A 17077-nucleotide genomic window follows, 5' to 3' on the forward strand; every position below is an offset into this window, starting at 1 on the left:
GGGGTTGTGGCGCTTTGTTTTATGGGTTTTTGTACTGGCTTTCTTATGTTTCCCTTTGGCCCCAACTGCTTCACGGGGGGGGGCCCCCTTTTGGGGCCCCCCCCCACTTCACCGAGCCCACGCGTTTCCTCTCGCGCAAATGGCAACGAGCGCGAATGACCGGCACGAGACTGAAAAGACATTGGTAAAGCAAGAGACGGCGCCCTGCGCACTGCGGCGAAATCATCTGGGGGCCCGGCCGGTGGAGTTGCCCCGGTTCGATAGACACATCAGGGCTTGCGACTACGCGGCAGCATAGTCGAGGGCTTGGGCGTTCGTGAGCGTGTGTCGGCGTTCGTATTCGGCCGGGCTGAGCTGACCGTTGGCGGAATGGCGGCGGCGTGGGTTGTAGAACCCTTCGATGTAGCTGAACAGGGCTCGTTCGGCCTCTGACCTGGTGCGGAATGTGCGCCGGTCTATCAGCTCGCACTCCAGCGAGGCGAAGAAGCTCTCGGTGATCGCATTGTCGAAGCAGGTCCCGGTACGGCCCGTGGACGGGCGGACGCCCGCCTGCTCACAGCGCTGACCGAAGGCGATGGAGGTGTATTGGCTGCCCTTGTCGCTGTGATGGATCACCCCGGCCTCGGGGCGGCGCTGGTGCAGCGCCATCGCCAGGGCGTCGGTCACCAGTTCGGTGCGCATGTGCTCGGCCATCGCCCAGCCGACGATCCGGCGGGAGAACACATCCAGCACCACCGCCAGGTAGACGAAGCCCTGCCAGGTCGGCACGTAAGTGATGTCGGCGGTCCAGACCCGGTTCGGCTCGGCTGCGATGAACTGGCGTTTGACCAGATCCGAGGCAGCCGCAGCGCGCCCGTCCGCGATCGTGGTCCGGCAGCCTCTACGCCTGCTCACCCCGGCCAGCCCAGCCCGGCGCATCAGCCGGGCCACCCGCTTGCGACCGACCCGGACCCCGTCGAGCTCACGCAGGTCGGCGTGGATGCGCGGCGCACCATAAATCTCGTCCGAGGCCCGATGATGCTCGCGGATCCGCTCGGTCAACTCGGCGTCGCGGCGGGCTCGAGCCGATGGGCCGCGCACCTGGCGAGCCGCCCAGGCGTAGTAGCCCTGGCGCGACACACCCAGCACCCGGGCCAGCAGGGAGACCTCGTGGTGGTCCTTCTCCGCATGAATCAGCCGGAACTTCCTCTCGGCAGATCCGTCTCCCGCGCGAAGAAAACCGCGGCCTTGCGCAAGATCTCCTTCTCCTCACGAAGGATCTTGTTCTCGCGGCGCAGCCGGGCCAGCTCCTCCTTCTCCGCGCTGGTCACGCCGTCTTGGCGGCGGCCGTCATCCAGATCGGCCTGGCGCACCCAGGTACGGATCGACTGCGCGGACGGCTGGAACTCCTTGGCCAGCTCCTCCGGCGTCCGTCCCGCGCGCACCAGCTCCACCATCTGCCGGCGAAACTCCGGCGGATAGTTGTTCGGCACAGCAGACTCCTTCTTCCGGGAACCAGGGTTCCCCAGAGATCAGCTGTCCACCAAACCGGGCCAACTCCAACTCCCGTGGACGCAACCCACCGATCCACAGGTGGCCGCGCGACGAGACCGGTGCGGGATCCCCGGACGGGAGCGGCATCGTCCCAAGTGGATGATGGCGGTGGAGATGCTCGATGCGCTGATCGAGCAAGGGCTGCAGCCTCCGCTGGTCGTGGCCGATGCCGGTTACGGCGACAGCAGTCAGTTCCGCGGCGCCCTGGACGAGCGCGGGATCGGCTACATCGTGCAGGTCAAAGGCGACGCCCTCGCGCACACCCCAGACGCGGTCGCAGTGCCCCGGGTCTGGTCCGGCCGAGGCCGGCCTCCCACCCGGACCGGCCTGCGTTACCCCGACACCGCCGTCAACTTGGCCGGACACGTCCGGGCCGCCGGCCGCGACGCCGCGGTCACGCTCACCTGGCGCGAAGGCTCCAAGGGCGCCATGAGCTCGCAGTTCGTCTTCCTGCGGGTGCGCCCGGCCGGGCACCGCATCGCTCGCGCCGACGACGGCACTCTGCCTGAGCGGTGGCTGATCGCGCAGTGGCCCGACCACGAGGACCAGCCGGTCAAGTACTGGCTGTCCAGCCTGCCCGCCGATACCGAACCAGCCGACTTGATCCGCTACGGCAAGATCCGCTGGCGGATCGAGCACGACTACCGCGAGCTGAAGACCGGCCTGGGACTGGACCACTTCGAAGGCCGATCCTGGACCGGCTGGCACCGCCACGTCACCCTCGTCACCGCCGCACACCTGTTCATCACCATGCTGCGACTCGACCCAAAGCGGCTGCGCCGGTCTGACCCTCTACAAGGTCATCCGCGAGTTACAACTGCTGCTCGCGACCTGGACCGGCACATGCCCTACCTGCCATCGAAGGCTGAAACCGTCACGCCGCAGCAGGCATAAGCAAACCTAACAAAGCACTACTAGCCGATCCAGCCATTGCCGATCTTCACCGGTTGCTGGCTGCTGTAGCCGCGTTTGCTCTCGCCGGGGTAGAGCCACAGGTCCCAGGTGTCGTAGTTGATGGCGATGATGTCCTGGTGGCCGTCGGCGTCCCAGTCGGCGACGCTCGCGACGACATACCGCTGCCAGCCGTTGCCGATCTGGACCCGGGGTTGGCTGCTGAAACCCCGGATACTTTCACCGGGGTAGAGGATCAGCAGATCGTTTCCGGTGCCGTTGCCGATGACGTCCTGGTGGCCGTCGCCGTCCCAGTCGGCCACCCATCGGATGTAGCGGAGGACGCCGGCCATGACGACTCCCACCCTTGGCTGGTTGCTGTAGCCGCGCTTGCTCTCGCCGGGATAGAGCCACAGGCCGTTTCCCTCGTACTGCGCCAGGATGTCCTGGTGGCCGTCGCCGTCCCAGTCGGCCAGCCCGCGGATGTGGTAGCCGCCCCAGCCGTTGCCGATCACCACGGGTTGCTGGCTGCTGTAGCCGCGCTTGCTCTCGCCCGGGTAGAGCCACAGCAGGCCGGTGCTGCGCTGGATGGCGAGGATGTCCTGGTGGCCGTCGGCGTCCCAGTCCGTCATGCCGCGGACATAGAAATCGTTCCAGCCGTTGCCGATTCTCACCCGTGGCTGAAAGCTGTAGCCGCGCCTGCTCTCGCCCGGATAGAGCCATAAGTAGCCGGTGCTGCTGTCGATGGCGATGAGGTCCTGGTGGCCGTCGCCGTCCCAGTCCGTCACGCCTCTCAGGGAGATGGTGGGAGTCGCGGTCGCGTGCGCGGGCGTGGTGGACGCCAGCGCGACGACTGTCGCGAGGAGGATCGTTGCGGCACGACGGGTTTTCGATGGGCGTTGAGCTGATCGCAGCACGTGTTCCTCTTTCTGTGCTGGAGCGACGGGTCTGCGCCGAGGATCGCATTCGCCGTTCCAGGTGTCGAGCGGCAGGGGCTGCTCACAGTCGCGGCGGCGGCTCCGGGCGAGCGGGTGCTCGCCGACTTCGACGTAGCCGGAGAACAGGCCGATCACACAGAAAGGCGCACTTCATGCCCTTCTGCGGGGTGGGCGTAGGCGTTGATCGTGGCAACCGGAGCCACGAAGGTCCGGCTGTTCTTCTTGTTCCAATCCCATCGCTGATTGACCCGAACGCTGCTGCGCAGGACAAAGCCCTGGCCGCACGGGTTGGCCGTCGTGACGGATGCCTGAGCCGGGGAAGCTGGGGGGCAGACCAAGTACGAGAGAAAGGGGGCAGTGACGCCTATGACCTGTGACGTTGCCCGTTCGATGTCGGGTTCCCCGGCCAGGAGGGCCCTTGAGGCTGCGTACAGAATTGAGCGGTAGAGGGGCCTTTGTCCGGCCAATGCGCCACCATGTGGCTGGACAAAGGGCCCCCAGGCGGCGCCCAAGGGGCGGGGCCGCGCGCTCGGCGGGGCCGCGGCGGTGATGGTTACAGCAGGCCGCCGCCGCGGTGGACGACGTGGAGTTTGCCGTCGTACGCCGCGGCGGCAGGGCGTTCGACGGAGGTGGCAGCGGGACTGAAGGGGGTGTCGGTGCTCCAGCTGGTGCCGTTGAAGCTCGACCAGTAGAGCTTGGTGTTGCGATTGGTGTAGCTGCCGCGGTGGACAACATACAGCTTGGTCCCGGTGCCGTCGTTGAAGACCGTCAGGGAGGGTGAGACGGCACTGTTGTGGGTGCCCAATGGGACGGAACTGCTCCAGCTGCCGCCGCCCATGATGTTCCGGCGCGCCCAGTAGAGTCTTTCGTCGGAGTCCGGGCCGCGGAAGACGCAGTACAGCTTGTTCTGGAACACGGCGAGTGCCGGACCGTCCGCGCTCTTCTGGTCCCAGGCGTTGCCGTGGTACCAGCCGTTGCCGTTGTAGTACACCGTATGCAGGTGGCCGTTGCCCTGGCCACGGTAGACGCAGTACAGGGTGTTCCCGAGAACCGCCAGCGCCGGCGCGGAGGGGCTGGCGTGGCCGCCGATGGGCGTGGCGGCGCTCCAGCTGGTGCCGTCGAAGGTCGACCAGTACAGCTGCTCGTTGTCGTTACTGCCACGGTGGACGCAGTACAGCTTGTTGTCGTAGGCGGCCAGTGCGGGCGTGGCGTTGCTGAGGGGGCCGGGGAAGAGGGTGTCGCCGCTCCAGTTGGTGCCGTCGTAGTGGCACCACCACATTTGCTGGAAGTCGCCGCTGGTGTGCGCGCAGTACAGCTTGTCGTCGAAGACAGCCAGCGCGGCGCCCGTGCGAGCGGTGGCGGTGGGCAGCAGCGCGCCCTGGCTCCAGGTGCCGGCGTTGGAGGAAGTGGTCAGGCGCAGCCGTTCCTCGTCAGGCAGGGTAAGGCGGATGTGGAGATCGAAACGGCCGATGCCGTTGAAGCCCCAGTGGTCGATGGCGCCCGGGCGGTTGGCCAGCGCGGCAAGCGCGGGCCGGCTGAAGACGATGGTGCGACTCTGCACCAGGTCGTCGTCGTTGCGGAACCACTCGATCAGCGCCTGGACGAGCGCGGTGATGACAGTGAGGTAATCCCCGATGTCCGATCCGCCACCCTCCCAGTACCAGGCGGGATTGTCCTTGAACTGGTAGGCGATCTGCTGCAGCTTGTCACCGATCTTCTTCAGGTCCTCGACGAGCTTGCTGTGCCAGGAGGAGGGGCTGTCGTCGGCTTCCCAGCACTGGATGTGGATGGGCAGGCTGTTGCCGACCCGGCCGTTGAACAGAGTGGTGCCCGCATCGAACACGCGCACCGAACCGGTCTGGACGTCGCCGTACTCCCGCGTCTTGTTCCACTTGTTCCTGGCGGTCTCATTGGCTGAGGCGTAGGCCCAGTAGATCTCGTCTTGAGGGCCGAACACCGTGTCTCCGGTACTGCGCCGGCATTCGAACCGTTGCAGGTCCAGTCTCAGGTCTATCGGCGGGGGCGAGACCGGGGTCGCGGCGTCAGAGCGGGAGCTGCCGACGACGGTGACGCCGTAGCCGTAGTCGGCCATGGCCCGGAGGAAGTCCTCGCTGTCGAGGGGCTCGTCCTCGGCGAGGGCATCGATGTTCACGAAGTTCACGTTGGGCAGGGCGCGGAGTTCCTCGCCCAGGGCGGCGATGTCCTTGGCCAGGTCGTCTTGTGTGTAGCCCTCGGTGAGGGGGCGATCGGCCACGGTGGCGGAGAGTGTCTGGCGGGTGGCGGCAGCGTTCTCCTCGGTGAAGGTGCGGCCGAACGCGCGGACCTCCTCGTCGTCGTCCGCCAGTGTCCGGAGCATGTCGACGAGTTCTTGTTCGAGCTCGGTCAGCTCCAGCCCGGCCTCCAGGCGCGCGGCACCGCGCAGCATCACCCCGACAAGCAAGAAGACGGCCGGGGGCCGCGTTGCCCGGCGGGCGAGGCGTTCGGTGGCCGGGCGGCCCTGCAGGGTGGCCCGGACGCGGTCCAGTCGCTCCGCGCGCGTGGGATATGGCATGTGCTACCTCCATCACGGCCGGTCCCGCACGGACCGGACCGGCATTGACGTTACTTACCGCAAGGGGTTGATTACACCCCTCGGGTAGGCGGAGACGGGAATTGTCCGCAACCGGCCAACGGGGTGCGGTCACCTCCGCGGGCCGATGTCCCGACGGTGGGCCTGCCCTCCTCCCGCTCGCGGCACGCTGCGCAGACGGTAAACCCTCCTCTCCCGCCCGGAGCGCGGCGACAGGCGTACCGCTGATCTCTGCACTCAGCCTCCTCGACGATCGGAGAGCGCGGCCATCCGTCGCCGGCGTCGAACAGCAGATGGGGACGGGGCGCAGGGCGCTCAGGATCGTGGCGAGGCAAGGGCCAGCAGCGCGGCGGCCAAGGCGCGGCCGTGCGCGGCAGCGTGCCGGCCGTCGCTCAGCCGGATCTGCCGGCCCTGGTGGTGCAGCACCACGGCGCCGTCCGGCTGCCGGGCGACGGCGAGGCCGGCCTCGGGCAACCGCACCCCGCGCACGCCGTCGCCGAGGTCGCCGCTGAGGTCGGCCAGGTCGGACAGCACCAGCCCGGCGGCGGCCTGGGCGACGGCCAGCCGGTCGCGCAGTTCTCGCCCTTGCTCGGCAGCGCGCTCGCGTCCGGCCTCTGCGGCCTGGGCCTGCTGCTCGGCGGCCGCGGCGCGCTCGCGCTGGAGGTCGCGGTCGGTGCCGGCCCGGCGCAGCTCGTCCTCGGCGGCTGACCAGCTCCGCTCTTGGCGTGGCGTAGCGCCTATCCGATCTACTTTGAGCGGGCCGTCTCCCGTCGCAGCACTTCAGCGAGAAGGCGTGACTCCGCCTCGGTGACCCTCGACTGCCCCGTCTTCGACGGTGATCTCGGATTGACGAGCGAAATAGCTGGTCAGCTGCATTTGTGGAGTGTCAAGGACGTAAGGCAAGGAGGTGCGCACGGTCAGGCGTGGCGGGCCATCTTGACGGCTGAGATCAGCAAGACGATGGTCGGGGCAGGGATGAGGACCAGCTCCGGGGTGACGCCGAGCAGTCGGCCGTCCCCTCTGTGTCAAGCCGCGGGCCGCAGGTGCTGCCGAGCCCATTCCTCGAAGCTGGTGAGCGGAAGGCCGAGGTCCCTGGCGTACTGCGGGCGGGCCGGCTGCCCGGCTATGTTCATCCACTCGTGTGAGGCGCCCATCGCCGGCATTCCGGCGGCGAGTGCCTGTTCCTCGGTCATGTCCGGCGCGGGCAGGTGTGTGCCCAGCGCGCGGGAGAGAACCTCGGCGACCTCCGTCATGGACAGGTGGTCACTCGCCAGCTCCAGCTCGACCCCGTGGAACCGCTCCGGCTCGGCGATGGCTGCGGCGGCTGCCCTGCCGATGTCGTCCACCGCGGCGAGGGAGAGCCGGGTGTCCGGCTTCACGACGCTCACCAAACCGCCTTCCACACCCCGCGGGAACAGGAAAGCCATGGACGGCAGGAAGTTCTCCATGAAGAAACCCGGTTTGAGGATCGTCCAGCGGGAGAAGCCGGCCGCACGGACCCGGTCCTGGATCGTACTCTTGGCTCCCAGGCTGGCGTCCAAGGAGCTCCAGCGTCCTGCGATCCAGCCGGGAGCCTCGGTGTGCTGACCGGCGCCACTGGTGGAGGTGTGCACGAACTGCGGCACTCCCGCAGCCTGCGCGCCCTCGATGAGGTTGACGGCCTGGGCCACCTCTCCGTCGAAATCGAAACCTTCGGCGGCCAGGGCGGGCATCTGAACGGAGAAGACGGCGCGGACACCCGTGGCGGCCCGCACCACCGAATCGCGATCGTGGAGATCACCGGTGACCAGATCGGCGCCCAGCGCCTCGACGGCCTTGGCTCGCTGGGTGTCGGGGTGACGCACCAGGGCGCGTACGGGTACGCCTGCGGCGAGCAGGGCTCGGGCGGTGGCGCCGCCCTGCCTGCCGGTGGCACCGGTGACCAGGACGGGTGCGGGATGTGCAGTCATTGTGCTCCTCGGAGCTATAAACGGCGGGGGTCGCCGTTTTCTGTGCGATAAGATATGGCGGCCCCCGCCATTTAGCAACCCTGGAGATGACGCCCATGCCCGACCGCCAGCGCGCAGACGCCCGGCGCAACTATGCGCGCATCCTCGCCGTGGCCGAGGAGGAGGTCGCCGCACACGGAGCCGGCGCCTCCCTGGAACAGATCGCGCGCGTCGCGGGGGTCGGCTCGGCCACCGTGCGCCGCCACTTCCCGACCCGCCGGGCGTTGCTGGAGGCGGTCTCCCATCAACGCATCGAGGCCCTGGCCGCCCGTGCCCGCGAGCTGACAGGCAAGGGCGACAGCCGTGACGCGCTCCTGCAATGGCTCAGTGACGTCGTCGCCTACTGCGTCGCGGCCCGAGGGCTGGCAGCGGCACTGGCCTACGACGGGGCCGAGACCGACCCCGTACACGAGAACACCTGCTCGGCGATGATGGCGGAGGCGGGGAACCCCCTGCTGCAGCGCGCCGTACAGGACGGGGCGGTGGCGGAAGGCGTCACCGTCGCCGACCTGATCGCGCTGATCGTCGGTGTCGTCCTGGCGACGGAGCACCACCCTGACCCGGCGGCCCGCGCGGACCGGCTGTTCCGGCTGGCCGTGGCGGGGCTGAGCCCGCAGGGCTGAGAAGCCTGCTTGAAAGACCGTCCCCCGTCCTGCCTGCTTGATTCGAATCGTCAGGCGGCGAAGCGGCGGCAGGCGAACCTGAGTGGCCGATCGCCTCCTACCATCTGGACACGGCCAACGCTCGACTTTCGGGGGTGAACGCCCGGGCTGGCCTCACCCGGTCGTTCTCGGCGTCAGGCTTGCGCGAAGAACAGCCCGGGATCGCCGTCTTTACCGTGGACGGCGCAGGTGACCGCTCCAACTCGTTGTTCGCAAATCAAGGTTCGCTGTCACGGGATCCCCCGCATGGCCGGTGGCGATCAAGGTAGAGTGCACCCCAGCATCGAACGTATGAGCGAAGCGCACTGCTGGAAGATCATCAGGGAGAGCCGCCTCACGGGCGCCGCCCTCGTCGCCGCCGGCGAGGTCTTCCCGTCGATGTTGTTCTCCTGCCGGCAGTACGCCAACGCCGTCAACGATATCGCCGCCCTCGCCGAGCAGGCTGAAGACGAGCGCCCAGCAGCAGCTCACCGAGGAGCTGCTCGCCCTGCGGTACGTCTTGACCGAGGCTCTGCTCAACCGCTACGAAGCCGCCATGAGCGAGCACGCTGGACGTCTCGGTAGCCCCGCCCAGGTTGAGGCCCGCCTCTACCCGCCACTGCCTGGCGACGACGACGCAGAGGACGCTCGCCGAGCGTGGGAGCGCAGCATCCCTGGCCAGGCCGACCGATGGCGACGACTGGGGCTTGCCGGCCTGACCCAGGATCGTGGCCACGCCTTCTGGCAGATCATCCGCCTCGTGTGGCTGTTGGCCCACGGCCGCAGCGAGATCGAAACCTTCCTGACGCGGCTCGAGGAGCTGGTGCCCGAGCTGGCTGGCCAGCATGTCGAGCCGGTGCCGTAACGCGCGCCGGCCTCGATCCCGGAAGGATGGAGGCAACCCCGCCAGGGCGGGGCCGACCGCACCTTGCAACACAACTGCGGATCATCCCCGCCGCAGCGAGGCCGGACTTGCGAGCGCAGCCTTCCCCGGCTGGCTTGTCAGCAGCCCTCCAGGACTGTCCCCGCCGGGAGGCTCGTGGCAGGCCTCGCGCGTGGCCGTACGGCCGGACCGGCTGCTGTCGATCAAATCGGCGTTCCCCGGGGACCTCCCGCTCTTCCCAGCACGCGGATACGGGGCCGAGCGCCCAGACCCTCCTGGAGCTGCCATGTACCGTGACGTATCGCCCTGACCGACTTCGCTACCCAGCGCACCCGCTACATGGAAGCCGTCGTCTGGATGCACGACACCTATGTCGGGTCGCTCGTCATCCCCGCGCCCACCCTGACCGCCGCCTATGCCGCGGTCCCGACCGGGCTCGCCCCGTCCTGGACGACCTGGTCTCCTGCGGCCGCCCCCTGCGCGGACTCCCCGACGGTTGCGGCCCGCCTGGCCTGAGGAGATGCCCTTTCGTGATCCGGCTCTCGACGCCGGCGATGCTCCTATTGATGTCAACCGTTAGGGCCATGATCACTTTTGGTGTTGATCTGGTAGAGCTCGCGGGCGATGTAGCGCTTGAGGCAGCGGATGATTTCTTTCTTGGACAGGCCGTCTTGTGTGCGTCGTTGCATGTAGGCGCGGGTGCGGGGGTCCCAGCGCAGGCGGACCAGGGCGATTTTGTAGCGGGCGGCGTTGGCTTGGTGGTCGCCGCCGCGGTTGAGGCGGTGCCGGTGGGTCTTGCCGGAGGAGGCGGGGGTCGGGGCGACGCCGCAGAGCATGGCGAAGGCGGCTTCGGAGCCGAGCCGGTCGTGGTTGTCTCCGGCGGTGACCAGGAGCTGCCCGGCGGTGTCGGGACCGACACCGTGCACGGAGAGCAGGGCGGGGTTGATGGCGGCCACGAGAGGCTGCAGCAGCTCGTCGAGGTTGTAGATCTCCGCGGTGAGCTGGTGGTGGCGGCGTGCCAGGCGGGCCAGAGCGATCATCGTTGCGGTGGCTGGGTCGCCGGCCTGAGCGTGGTCGGGTTGCAGAGCGGCGCAGGTCGCGATCAGTTTGCTGGTGGGCAGGCGGCGCAGCTGGGAGCGCAGGTGGTCGGGGGCGGTGACGATCAGGGCCTTGATCTGGCGCTGGGTGTCGGCGCGCTGGTCGATGGCCGAGCGGCGGGCGATGCGCAGGCAGCGCAGCGCTTCGACCTGGCCCTCGCGCTGCTTGGGGGTGCCGGTCCGGTCGCCGGCCAGGGCGGCCTTGGCGGCGGCGATGGCGTCGATCGGGTCGGACTTGCCCTGGAAACGGCGGGTCTTGCGGTCGGGCCGGTCGATTTCGATCACATCGATGCGCTCGGCCTGCAGCAGCCGGGTCAGGCCGGCTCCGTAGACGCCGGCGCCTTCGACGCCGACCCGGGTCAGTTGTCCGAAGGAGCGCATCCAGGTCAGCAGGGCGGTGTATCCGGCCGGCGTGGCGGGGAACTGCTCGGTGCCCAGCACTCGGCCGACACCGTCGATCACCGCTGCGGTGTGGGTGTCCTGGTGGGTGTCGACCCCGCCGGTGACTTCGCTGATCGGCCTGTCGTTAACGAAGCTGTCACCAGGTACACGCGATCGCGTTTGCCCTGGCCATTGAGCCGTCTGGAAGGGTCCCTCCCAGAATTTTCGGGGTTTGCGGGACGTGTCGGATCGTGTGCGGTATGCAATTGGTCCGGATCTCGGGGGATCGGACTTGCGGTAGCTGGCCTTGATTGCTGGCAACCCCTGGGCAGAGAGCCTGAAGTGCCATGGCGCGTGCCCTCGATGAAGACGAACTGGTCGGCCACTGGACGCTGCTTGATGAGGAGATGGAGCTCCTGTCAGGGCGTCGCGGGCCGACGAAGCTGGTCTTCGCGTTGATGCTGAAGTTTCACCAGCTCCATGGTTGGTTTCCGCGCGGGCGTGGCGAGCTGCCGGACGAGGCCGTCGAGTACGTTGCCGCCGCGGTGAAGGTCCCGGCTGCGGACTTGGCGTTCTACGAGTGGGACGGGCGGACCAGCAAGGCGCATAGGGCCGACGTGCGTGCCTTCACCGGGTTTCGGGAGTGCGGTGTCGAGGATGCCGAGAAGGCGGCCGAGTGGCTGTCCGGCGACGTGTGCCTGTCCGAGCGGCGGGCCTACCGGGTACGGGCGGCGCTGCTGGCCCATTTGAAGGATGAGCGGATCGAGCCGCCGGCCAAGCAGCGACTGCAGCGGATCGTCGGCTCTGCGCTGGACCAATCCGAGAAGGCACTAACACTGCGCGTCTGGTCACGGGTCAGTGACGACGTGGCCGAGCGCATGTTCACCCTGATCGCCCGCCGCGGCGAGGACGGCGCCGAGACAGAAGATCGGGATTCACAGGCCGGTGGTGAGATCGGGGACGGCGGTGAGGAGGTGTCGGCGGAGGCTGAGGGCGTGGACGTGTTCGCGGCGATCCGGCAGGACCCCGGCAACGTGAGCGTCACCACGATGGAGAAGGAGGTGTTCAAGCTCGGCGCCATCGAGGCGATCGGGCTGCCGCAGGACGTCTTCGACGACATCGCCCCCGGCGTTCTGCTGTCCTGGCGGGCGCGCGTGGCGGTGTCCTCGCCCAGCCATCTGCGCCGGCATGGTCACGAGTTGCGGGTGACGCTGCCGGCGGCCTATCTGCACTGCCGCCGCCGGGAGATCATCGACGCGATGACGGACCTGCTGATCACCACCGTGAAGCGGATCAACGCGCGCGCCGACACCAAGGTGACCGAGGAGTTCGTCGCCGAGCTGAAACGCGTCTCGGGCAAGGAGAACATCCTGTTCAAGATGACCCAGGCCGCGACCGCTGCTGGGTGATGTTGACCATCCAGGTGATACCGAACCGGTCCACGAGCGAGCCGGCCTCGTCACCCCACAACTGCTTCTCCAAGGGCAACGTCACGGTGCCGCCGGCGGACAGCCTCTCGAAGTAGCCGCGGAGTTCGGCGTCGTCGCCGCCGAGGAAGACCGCAACGTTGTTGCCCGGGGTGTGGGGCATCTCTTCCCGGACGTCCCAACCCATCAGCGTGTAGCCGTCCGGGGTGCGGAGCGTGGCATGCATGATTCGGTCGGCGGGTGCGTCCGGCGAGCCGAACTCGGCGTACGTGCCCATCTCCAGCTTGCCGCCCAAGACGTCCCGTAGAACTCCATCGCCTGCCGTGCGTTCCCGTTGAAAGCGAGGCACGGGTTGAGTTGAGACCCCATCTGATGCTCCTTCGTGTGAGTGAATTGCGAACGGCCAGGACCGCAGCAGCAGGCACCGACGGTTGTCCGAACCTGGCAGCTCGACCGCCGAGGTTTCGGCCCCCGGAACTGCTTGCGCGCCCAGACCCGCATGGAGTGACCGCTCAGGGTGTCTGAGGGATCACTCCGTTAAGCCTCCCAACGAATCACGACATCCTGTGTCGTGTATTCCCGTGCAGTTCGGGGGCGCAGGGTGGCGAAGTCGGCGTGCGCGGCCGCGACGGCCTCGGGGTAAGCCTGCTGCTTGTCGTATCCGGCCAGGGCCCTGCCTCCCTGCAGCCCGAGCCCTACCCCTCCGGCGGAGAGGTAGGGCCGCTGAGGGCCAAGCGGTCCTGATCGACCACGGAAGTCAGAGAGGCGTGGGGCACGACCAGTTCTTAGATGACTTTTGTTATCTGGCGAGATAGCGATCACCGGCATAGCGCGAGCTGGGCCGCCGTCGCCCGGCGCGGACGCTTCGATTCCCGGTTATCTGGCAACCCGGCGGGTGGTGGAGGTCGACACGATGGATCCGGTCATCGCCGAGCAACTCGGCCGCGCACACTCACTCGCCCGGCACCTGGACGACTTCCTCACCGACCTGGCCAACGCCGGCGCCTCCGCGCACACCCGGCGCGCCTACCGCGGCGACCTGATCGCCTTCGCCGCCCACCACGGCGAAGAACTCGGCGCACTGTCCGCCGGACCGGTCCGGGCGTTCCTGGCCGAGCTCGCCGATCTGTCACCGGCCAGCCGCAAGCGCAAACGCGCCGCCGTCGCCTCCTTCGCCAAGTGGGCGGTCCGGCACGACCTCCTGACCGCCAACCCGATGGACCGCATCGACACGGTCAAGGTGCCCAAGACCCTGCCCCGCCCGGCCGCGGCCGCCGACGTCGCCAAGGTGCTGGCGGCGATCTGCTCGCGGCGGCCGCGCAAGGATCTACCGCTGGACCGGCTACGCGATCGGGTGCTGTTCGAGACCGCCTATGTGTGCGGCGCCCGCGCCTCCGAAGTCTGCGGCCTGTATCTAGCCCGCGCCGGCTACAGCGCCGGGCCGCTGTTTCGCGCCTCCATCAACGGCCGCGGCGGCCCGCTGTCCTACGACGCCGCCCACCACCGCTGGCAGACCTACTGCGCCACCGCCGGCGTCGAGATCGACATCCACCAACTGCGCCACGCCCACGCCACCGAACTCATCAACGCCGGCGTCTCCATCGAGGCGGTGCGCCGCCGCCTCGGCCACGCTTCTGCCGAAACCACGCAGCTGTACGCGCTGCTGGACGACAAGGTGGCCGACGCCGAGATCCGCGCCGCCCGCCGACACCGCGACCGGACGAGCCGTTGAGCTACGTGCTCCGCCCGACGCTCATGCCAAGCACCGCTCCGACGCGTCGACCAGGGTCGACGCGATCGCATGTACCCGGTGACGGCTTCGTTAACGACAGGCCTGATCGGGGCGGTGTCGGGTGTGATGGAGGTCATCGTCGTCCTGTCGTCTTGACCGAGGGGCAGGGCGGCACGCACCAGCCGGGCAAGCGGACAAGACAGTGATGGGGCCTCTGGCCAGGCTCCTATGAAGTCACAGGCGCCACGTCCGGTGAGTGCAGATGAGCGCTTCCCGGCCGGGGACGACAGATCCCGTTGAGGACCCAAGGTCAGTCAGTCGGTGGGTCAGCCCCTGGCGGGAAGCGCTCATCTACATCATCACTGTCAGTCGGTGGTCAGTCCTGTGATGATCAGGTTCAGGCCGTGGGCGAAGTGGGCGGCGAAATCGGTGCTGGTCAGTGTGGCTTCGGCGGCGGCCAGGTTGGGGTAGGCGTCGGGGTCGAGGGCCGCGTGCAGCAGGGTCAGTGAGGCGGGCAGCTCGGAGCCGGCGAGAGACTGGGCGGCCTGTTCCTCCAGGGTGTGGCCGACGGTGAAGTGGATGATCGTGAGTGCCGTACGGGTGGCGGCCTCGGGGGTCGGGCATGTCTCGCGCAGCACGCCCACGAGCGTCTCGGCGTAGTTCAGCGTGTTGGGGCCGACGGAGTGGGTGCCGGCGTAGACGCGTGCGCCGTCGCGGTGGCACAGCAGCGCGGTGCGCAGCCGTCCGGCCAGTTCGGTGAGCTGATCGCGCCAGGCGAGCCCGTCGGGCAGCGGGTCGGCGCAGCCCGCGAGCATCTCCTCCGCCATGGCGGCGAGCAGCGTCTGCTTGGTGGCGAAGTGCCGGTAGAGCGTGCCCGCCTGGACGTCGAGGGCCGCGGCCAGACGGCGCATGGTCAGCGCGTCGAGCCCGTCCTCGTCGACCAGGCGCAGGGCGGTGGCGACCGCCTCCGGCACGCCCATCTTGCGGGGGCGGCCCCGGGAGCGCTGGGCGGACGAGGAGGTTGACGTGGGTCCCATGCCCAGTGATACTAATGACCTCGATTTTATGAACGTTGTTCATTTAATAGGAGGGACGCAAGCGTGCACATCGACGTGATCGTGGTGGGAGCCGGGCCCACCGGACTGCTGCTGGCCGCGGAGCTGGCCCTGGCGGGCGTGGCGGTCCGCGTGCTCGAACGGAACGACGCGCCCACCAGCCAGTCGCGGGCGCTCACGCTGCACCCGCGCAGCATCGAGGTGATGGACCTGCGCGGCATCGCCGGCCGTTTCCTCGCCCGCGGTCACACCCTGCCCGGGTGGCACTTCGCGGGCCTGAACACGCGCCTCGACTTCACCGCCCTCGACACCCGGCACGGCTACACCCTGTTCCTGGAGCAGGCCCGGACCGAGGAACTGCTCGACGCCCGCGCCCGCGAGCTGGGCGCCGAGATCGTCCGCGGCTGTCAGGTCACCGCCGTGCGGCAGGAGCCGGACGGCGTCGTCGTCCAGACAGCCCGGGGAGAGACGCTGCGCGCCTCCTACGTCGTGGGCTGCGACGGCGGACGCGGCATCGTCCGGCAGGCGGCCGGCATCCCCTTCGACGGAACCGACGAGACGCTGTCCGGCATGCTCGGCGACTTCGCCGTCACCGAGCCGGACGCCGTGCGCGCGGCCGAGGCCCGCGGCGTGCTGGCCGTGCCGCTGGAGGGCGGGCTGACCCGGTTCGTGGTCATCGATCCCGAACGCATGCGGGTACCGTCCGGCCTGCCCCTGACGTACGAGGAGTTCCGGCAAGCGCTGACGAACGTCGCCGGCACGGACTTCGGCGTCGCCGAGCCGCGCTGGCTGTCGCGGTTCGGCAACGCGACCCGCCTGGCCGGGCGGTACCGGCAGGGCCGGCTCCTGGTGGCGGGCGACGCGGCCCACATCCACTTCCCGGCGGCGGGACAGGGCCTCAACACCGGCCTGCAGGACGCCATGAACCTGGGGTGGAAGCTCGCCGCCCAGGTCAAGGGCTGGGCTCCGGAAGGGCTGCTGGACTCCTACGACGCCGAGCGCCGCCCGGTCGGCGCGGCCGTCACCGCCAACACCGAGGTGCAGACGCTGCTGATGGAACTGACTCTGGTGCCGCAGTACCGGCGGCCGGTCATGGCACTGCGCGGCATGCTCGACGGCCTCCTGCGCATCGGGGAGGTCAACCACGACCTCGCCGCCTCGGTCTCGGCGATCGACACCCACTACGGCGACGGCTTCCCGGCTGGGGCCCGGGTGCCCGATCTGCCGATCAGCGTCGCGGAGCGGCCCGAGGTTGAGCGTCTGTACGAATTGCTGCACGACGGGCGATTCCTGCTCGTCCATACGGGAAAGCGGGCCGGCACGCCCGGCGGCCGGGACGACCGCATGCAGATCGTCACCGCCACGGCCTGGCAGCCCTCGCCCGACCTGGAGCAGGCCGAGGCGCTCCTCGTCCGGCCGGACGGGCACCTCGCCTGGGCGGGGCCGATGGAGGCCGAGCAGCAGGCCCTGCTGGACTGGACGGGGGCGGCTTGACCCGCCCCGCCACGGCGGGACCCTGCTGAACGCCGGACGAGCCTGGTCCAGATCGGACGGCGAGGTTCCCAGACTGTCAAACGCTGAGACGTGGCGACCGTCGCGGTTTCCGTCAGGTGCGCGGACCGCCTGCCGTCCCCGCTGCTTGGACATGGAGAGGCGCGGCGGGCGGCATGGGAGATCTGGACCGGGCAGGGGGCGAAACCTACGCTCGCGGGAGCGTTCCCAAGCCGGCCGCAAGCCGGCCACCCGCGACACCTTCCACAGACGGACGCGCCCCACGCGCGCGGGGAATCCCGGCGATCCGGGCGACGCCGCGCGAGCCGGAGACACCGCCGATCAACGAGGAGTGCTCGTGAGCCCCGAGCCGAGGGCGGCGCCGGCGGCTGCGCTGTGAATGTGTCCTGTCCCAAGGAGCCGCGATGGTGTTTCGGCTCGCTACCGGGGC

Annotated in this window: 15 protein-coding genes; 8 read left to right on the forward strand and 7 right to left on the reverse strand. The window is 68.9% G+C overall.

The window, feature by feature from the left end; all coding sequences use genetic code 11:
• Positions 1-282: 282 nt before the first annotated feature.
• A protein-coding gene (locus tag ACIBST_RS40610; RefSeq protein ID WP_397178969.1) for an IS3 family transposase occupies positions 283-1436 on the reverse strand; the annotation gives its coding sequence in 2 pieces (ribosomal slippage) (positions 283-1238 and positions 1238-1436; 1155 coding nt in all).
• 25 nt (positions 1437-1461) lie between these two features.
• On the opposite strand from ACIBST_RS40610, the gene ACIBST_RS40615 reads away from it, so the two are divergent.
• Positions 1462-2427, forward strand: coding sequence for an IS701 family transposase (locus tag ACIBST_RS40615; protein ID WP_397178843.1), 966 nt, complete (start codon positions 1462-1464; stop codon positions 2425-2427).
• Positions 2428-2447: 20 nt separating this feature from the next.
• Here ACIBST_RS40615 and ACIBST_RS40620 read toward each other — a convergent pair whose 3' ends face one another.
• Together ACIBST_RS40620 and ACIBST_RS40625 are read right to left on the reverse strand one after the other, a co-directional pair.
• The gene (locus ACIBST_RS40620; protein ID WP_352328255.1) at positions 2448-3497 is read right to left on the reverse strand and encodes a VCBS repeat-containing protein; all 1050 of its coding nucleotides are present in this window, start codon (positions 3495-3497) and stop codon (positions 2448-2450) included.
• A 418-nt stretch (positions 3498-3915) separates the two neighbouring features.
• Positions 3916-5913 (reverse strand): sialidase family protein, encoded by a 1998-nt coding sequence (locus ACIBST_RS40625; protein ID WP_397178844.1) that lies wholly within the window; start codon positions 5911-5913, stop codon positions 3916-3918.
• A 384-nt stretch (positions 5914-6297) separates the two neighbouring features.
• Here ACIBST_RS40625 and ACIBST_RS40630 point away from each other — a divergent pair, with 384 nt between their 5' ends.
• Positions 6298-6639 (forward strand): hypothetical protein, encoded by a 342-nt coding sequence (locus tag ACIBST_RS40630; protein ID WP_397178845.1) that lies wholly within the window; start codon positions 6298-6300, stop codon positions 6637-6639.
• A 317-nt stretch (positions 6640-6956) separates the two neighbouring features.
• On the opposite strand, the gene ACIBST_RS40635 is transcribed toward ACIBST_RS40630, so the two are convergent.
• Entirely contained in the window at positions 6957-7880 is a 924-nt protein-coding gene (locus tag ACIBST_RS40635; protein ID WP_397178846.1) for an NmrA family NAD(P)-binding protein, read from the reverse strand.
• Between the two features lie 95 nt (positions 7881-7975).
• Between ACIBST_RS40635 and ACIBST_RS40640 the strand changes: the two genes are divergently transcribed.
• The 3 genes from ACIBST_RS40640 (at position 7976) to ACIBST_RS40650 (ending at position 9959) form a co-directional block, all read left to right on the forward strand.
• On the forward strand, positions 7976-8542 hold the full coding sequence (locus ACIBST_RS40640; protein WP_352328251.1) for a helix-turn-helix domain-containing protein: 567 nt from the start codon (positions 7976-7978) through the stop codon (positions 8540-8542).
• Between the two features lie 538 nt (positions 8543-9080).
• Positions 9081-9425 carry a hypothetical protein gene (locus tag ACIBST_RS40645; RefSeq protein WP_397178847.1) on the forward strand — a complete coding sequence of 115 codons (345 nt, stop codon included), beginning with the start codon at positions 9081-9083 and terminating at the stop codon, positions 9423-9425.
• 357 nt (positions 9426-9782) lie between these two features.
• Positions 9783-9959 carry a hypothetical protein gene (locus ACIBST_RS40650; RefSeq protein WP_397178848.1) on the forward strand — a complete coding sequence of 59 codons (177 nt, stop codon included), beginning with the start codon at positions 9783-9785 and terminating at the stop codon, positions 9957-9959.
• Between the two features lie 53 nt (positions 9960-10012).
• Here ACIBST_RS40650 and ACIBST_RS40655 read toward each other — a convergent pair whose 3' ends face one another.
• On the reverse strand, positions 10013-11056 hold the full coding sequence (locus ACIBST_RS40655; RefSeq protein ID WP_397178970.1) for an IS110 family transposase: 1044 nt from the start codon (positions 11054-11056) through the stop codon (positions 10013-10015).
• A gap of 212 nt (positions 11057-11268) precedes the next feature.
• Between ACIBST_RS40655 and ACIBST_RS40660 the strand changes: the two genes are divergently transcribed.
• Positions 11269-12330, forward strand: a complete 1062-nt coding sequence (locus ACIBST_RS40660; RefSeq protein ID WP_397178849.1) for a DUF4158 domain-containing protein — start codon at positions 11269-11271, stop codon at positions 12328-12330.
• On the opposite strand, the gene ACIBST_RS40665 is transcribed toward ACIBST_RS40660, so the two are convergent.
• A complete protein-coding gene (locus ACIBST_RS40665) occupies positions 12296-12643 on the reverse strand; it encodes a VOC family protein (protein WP_397178850.1) in 348 nt (115 codons plus the stop codon). The two genes, ACIBST_RS40660 and ACIBST_RS40665, sit on opposite strands and share 35 nt — an antisense overlap.
• Before the next feature lie 618 nt (positions 12644-13261).
• Between ACIBST_RS40665 and ACIBST_RS40670 the strand changes: the two genes are divergently transcribed.
• The gene (locus tag ACIBST_RS40670) at positions 13262-14080 is read left to right on the forward strand and encodes a tyrosine-type recombinase/integrase (protein WP_397178851.1); all 819 of its coding nucleotides are present in this window, start codon (positions 13262-13264) and stop codon (positions 14078-14080) included.
• A gap of 365 nt (positions 14081-14445) precedes the next feature.
• Here ACIBST_RS40670 and ACIBST_RS40675 read toward each other — a convergent pair whose 3' ends face one another.
• On the reverse strand, positions 14446-15117 hold the full coding sequence (locus tag ACIBST_RS40675; RefSeq protein WP_397178852.1) for a TetR/AcrR family transcriptional regulator: 672 nt from the start codon (positions 15115-15117) through the stop codon (positions 14446-14448).
• 63 nt (positions 15118-15180) lie between these two features.
• Here ACIBST_RS40675 and ACIBST_RS40680 point away from each other — a divergent pair, with 63 nt between their 5' ends.
• Positions 15181-16629: an FAD-dependent monooxygenase gene (locus tag ACIBST_RS40680; protein WP_397178853.1), complete on the forward strand. Its 1449-nt coding sequence runs from the start codon at positions 15181-15183 to the stop codon at positions 16627-16629.
• The last annotated feature ends 448 nt before the right edge of the window (positions 16630-17077 follow it).

Origin of the sequence: Nonomuraea sp. NPDC049684, from assembly GCF_044465345.1 — a bacterium.
Lineage (GTDB): Bacteria > Actinomycetota > Actinomycetes > Streptosporangiales > Streptosporangiaceae > Nonomuraea.

Bases quoted from the DNA above. Each gene is read 5' to 3' on its own strand.
- ACIBST_RS40625 (WP_397178844.1), bottom strand. From the start codon at position 5,913: ATGCCATATCCCACGCGCGCGGAGCGACTGGACCGCGTCCGGGCCACC.
- ACIBST_RS40635 (WP_397178846.1), bottom strand. From the start codon at position 7,880: ATGACTGCACATCCCGCACCCGTCCTGGTCACCGGTGCCACCGGCAGG.
- ACIBST_RS40640 (WP_352328251.1), top strand. From the start codon at position 7,976: ATGCCCGACCGCCAGCGCGCAGACGCCCGGCGCAACTATGCGCGCATC.
- ACIBST_RS40650 (WP_397178848.1), top strand. From the start codon at position 9,783: ATGGAAGCCGTCGTCTGGATGCACGACACCTATGTCGGGTCGCTCGTC.
- ACIBST_RS40660 (WP_397178849.1), top strand. From the start codon at position 11,269: ATGGCGCGTGCCCTCGATGAAGACGAACTGGTCGGCCACTGGACGCTG.
- ACIBST_RS40670 (WP_397178851.1), top strand. From the start codon at position 13,262: ATGGATCCGGTCATCGCCGAGCAACTCGGCCGCGCACACTCACTCGCC.
- ACIBST_RS40675 (WP_397178852.1), bottom strand. From the start codon at position 15,117: ATGGGACCCACGTCAACCTCCTCGTCCGCCCAGCGCTCCCGGGGCCGC.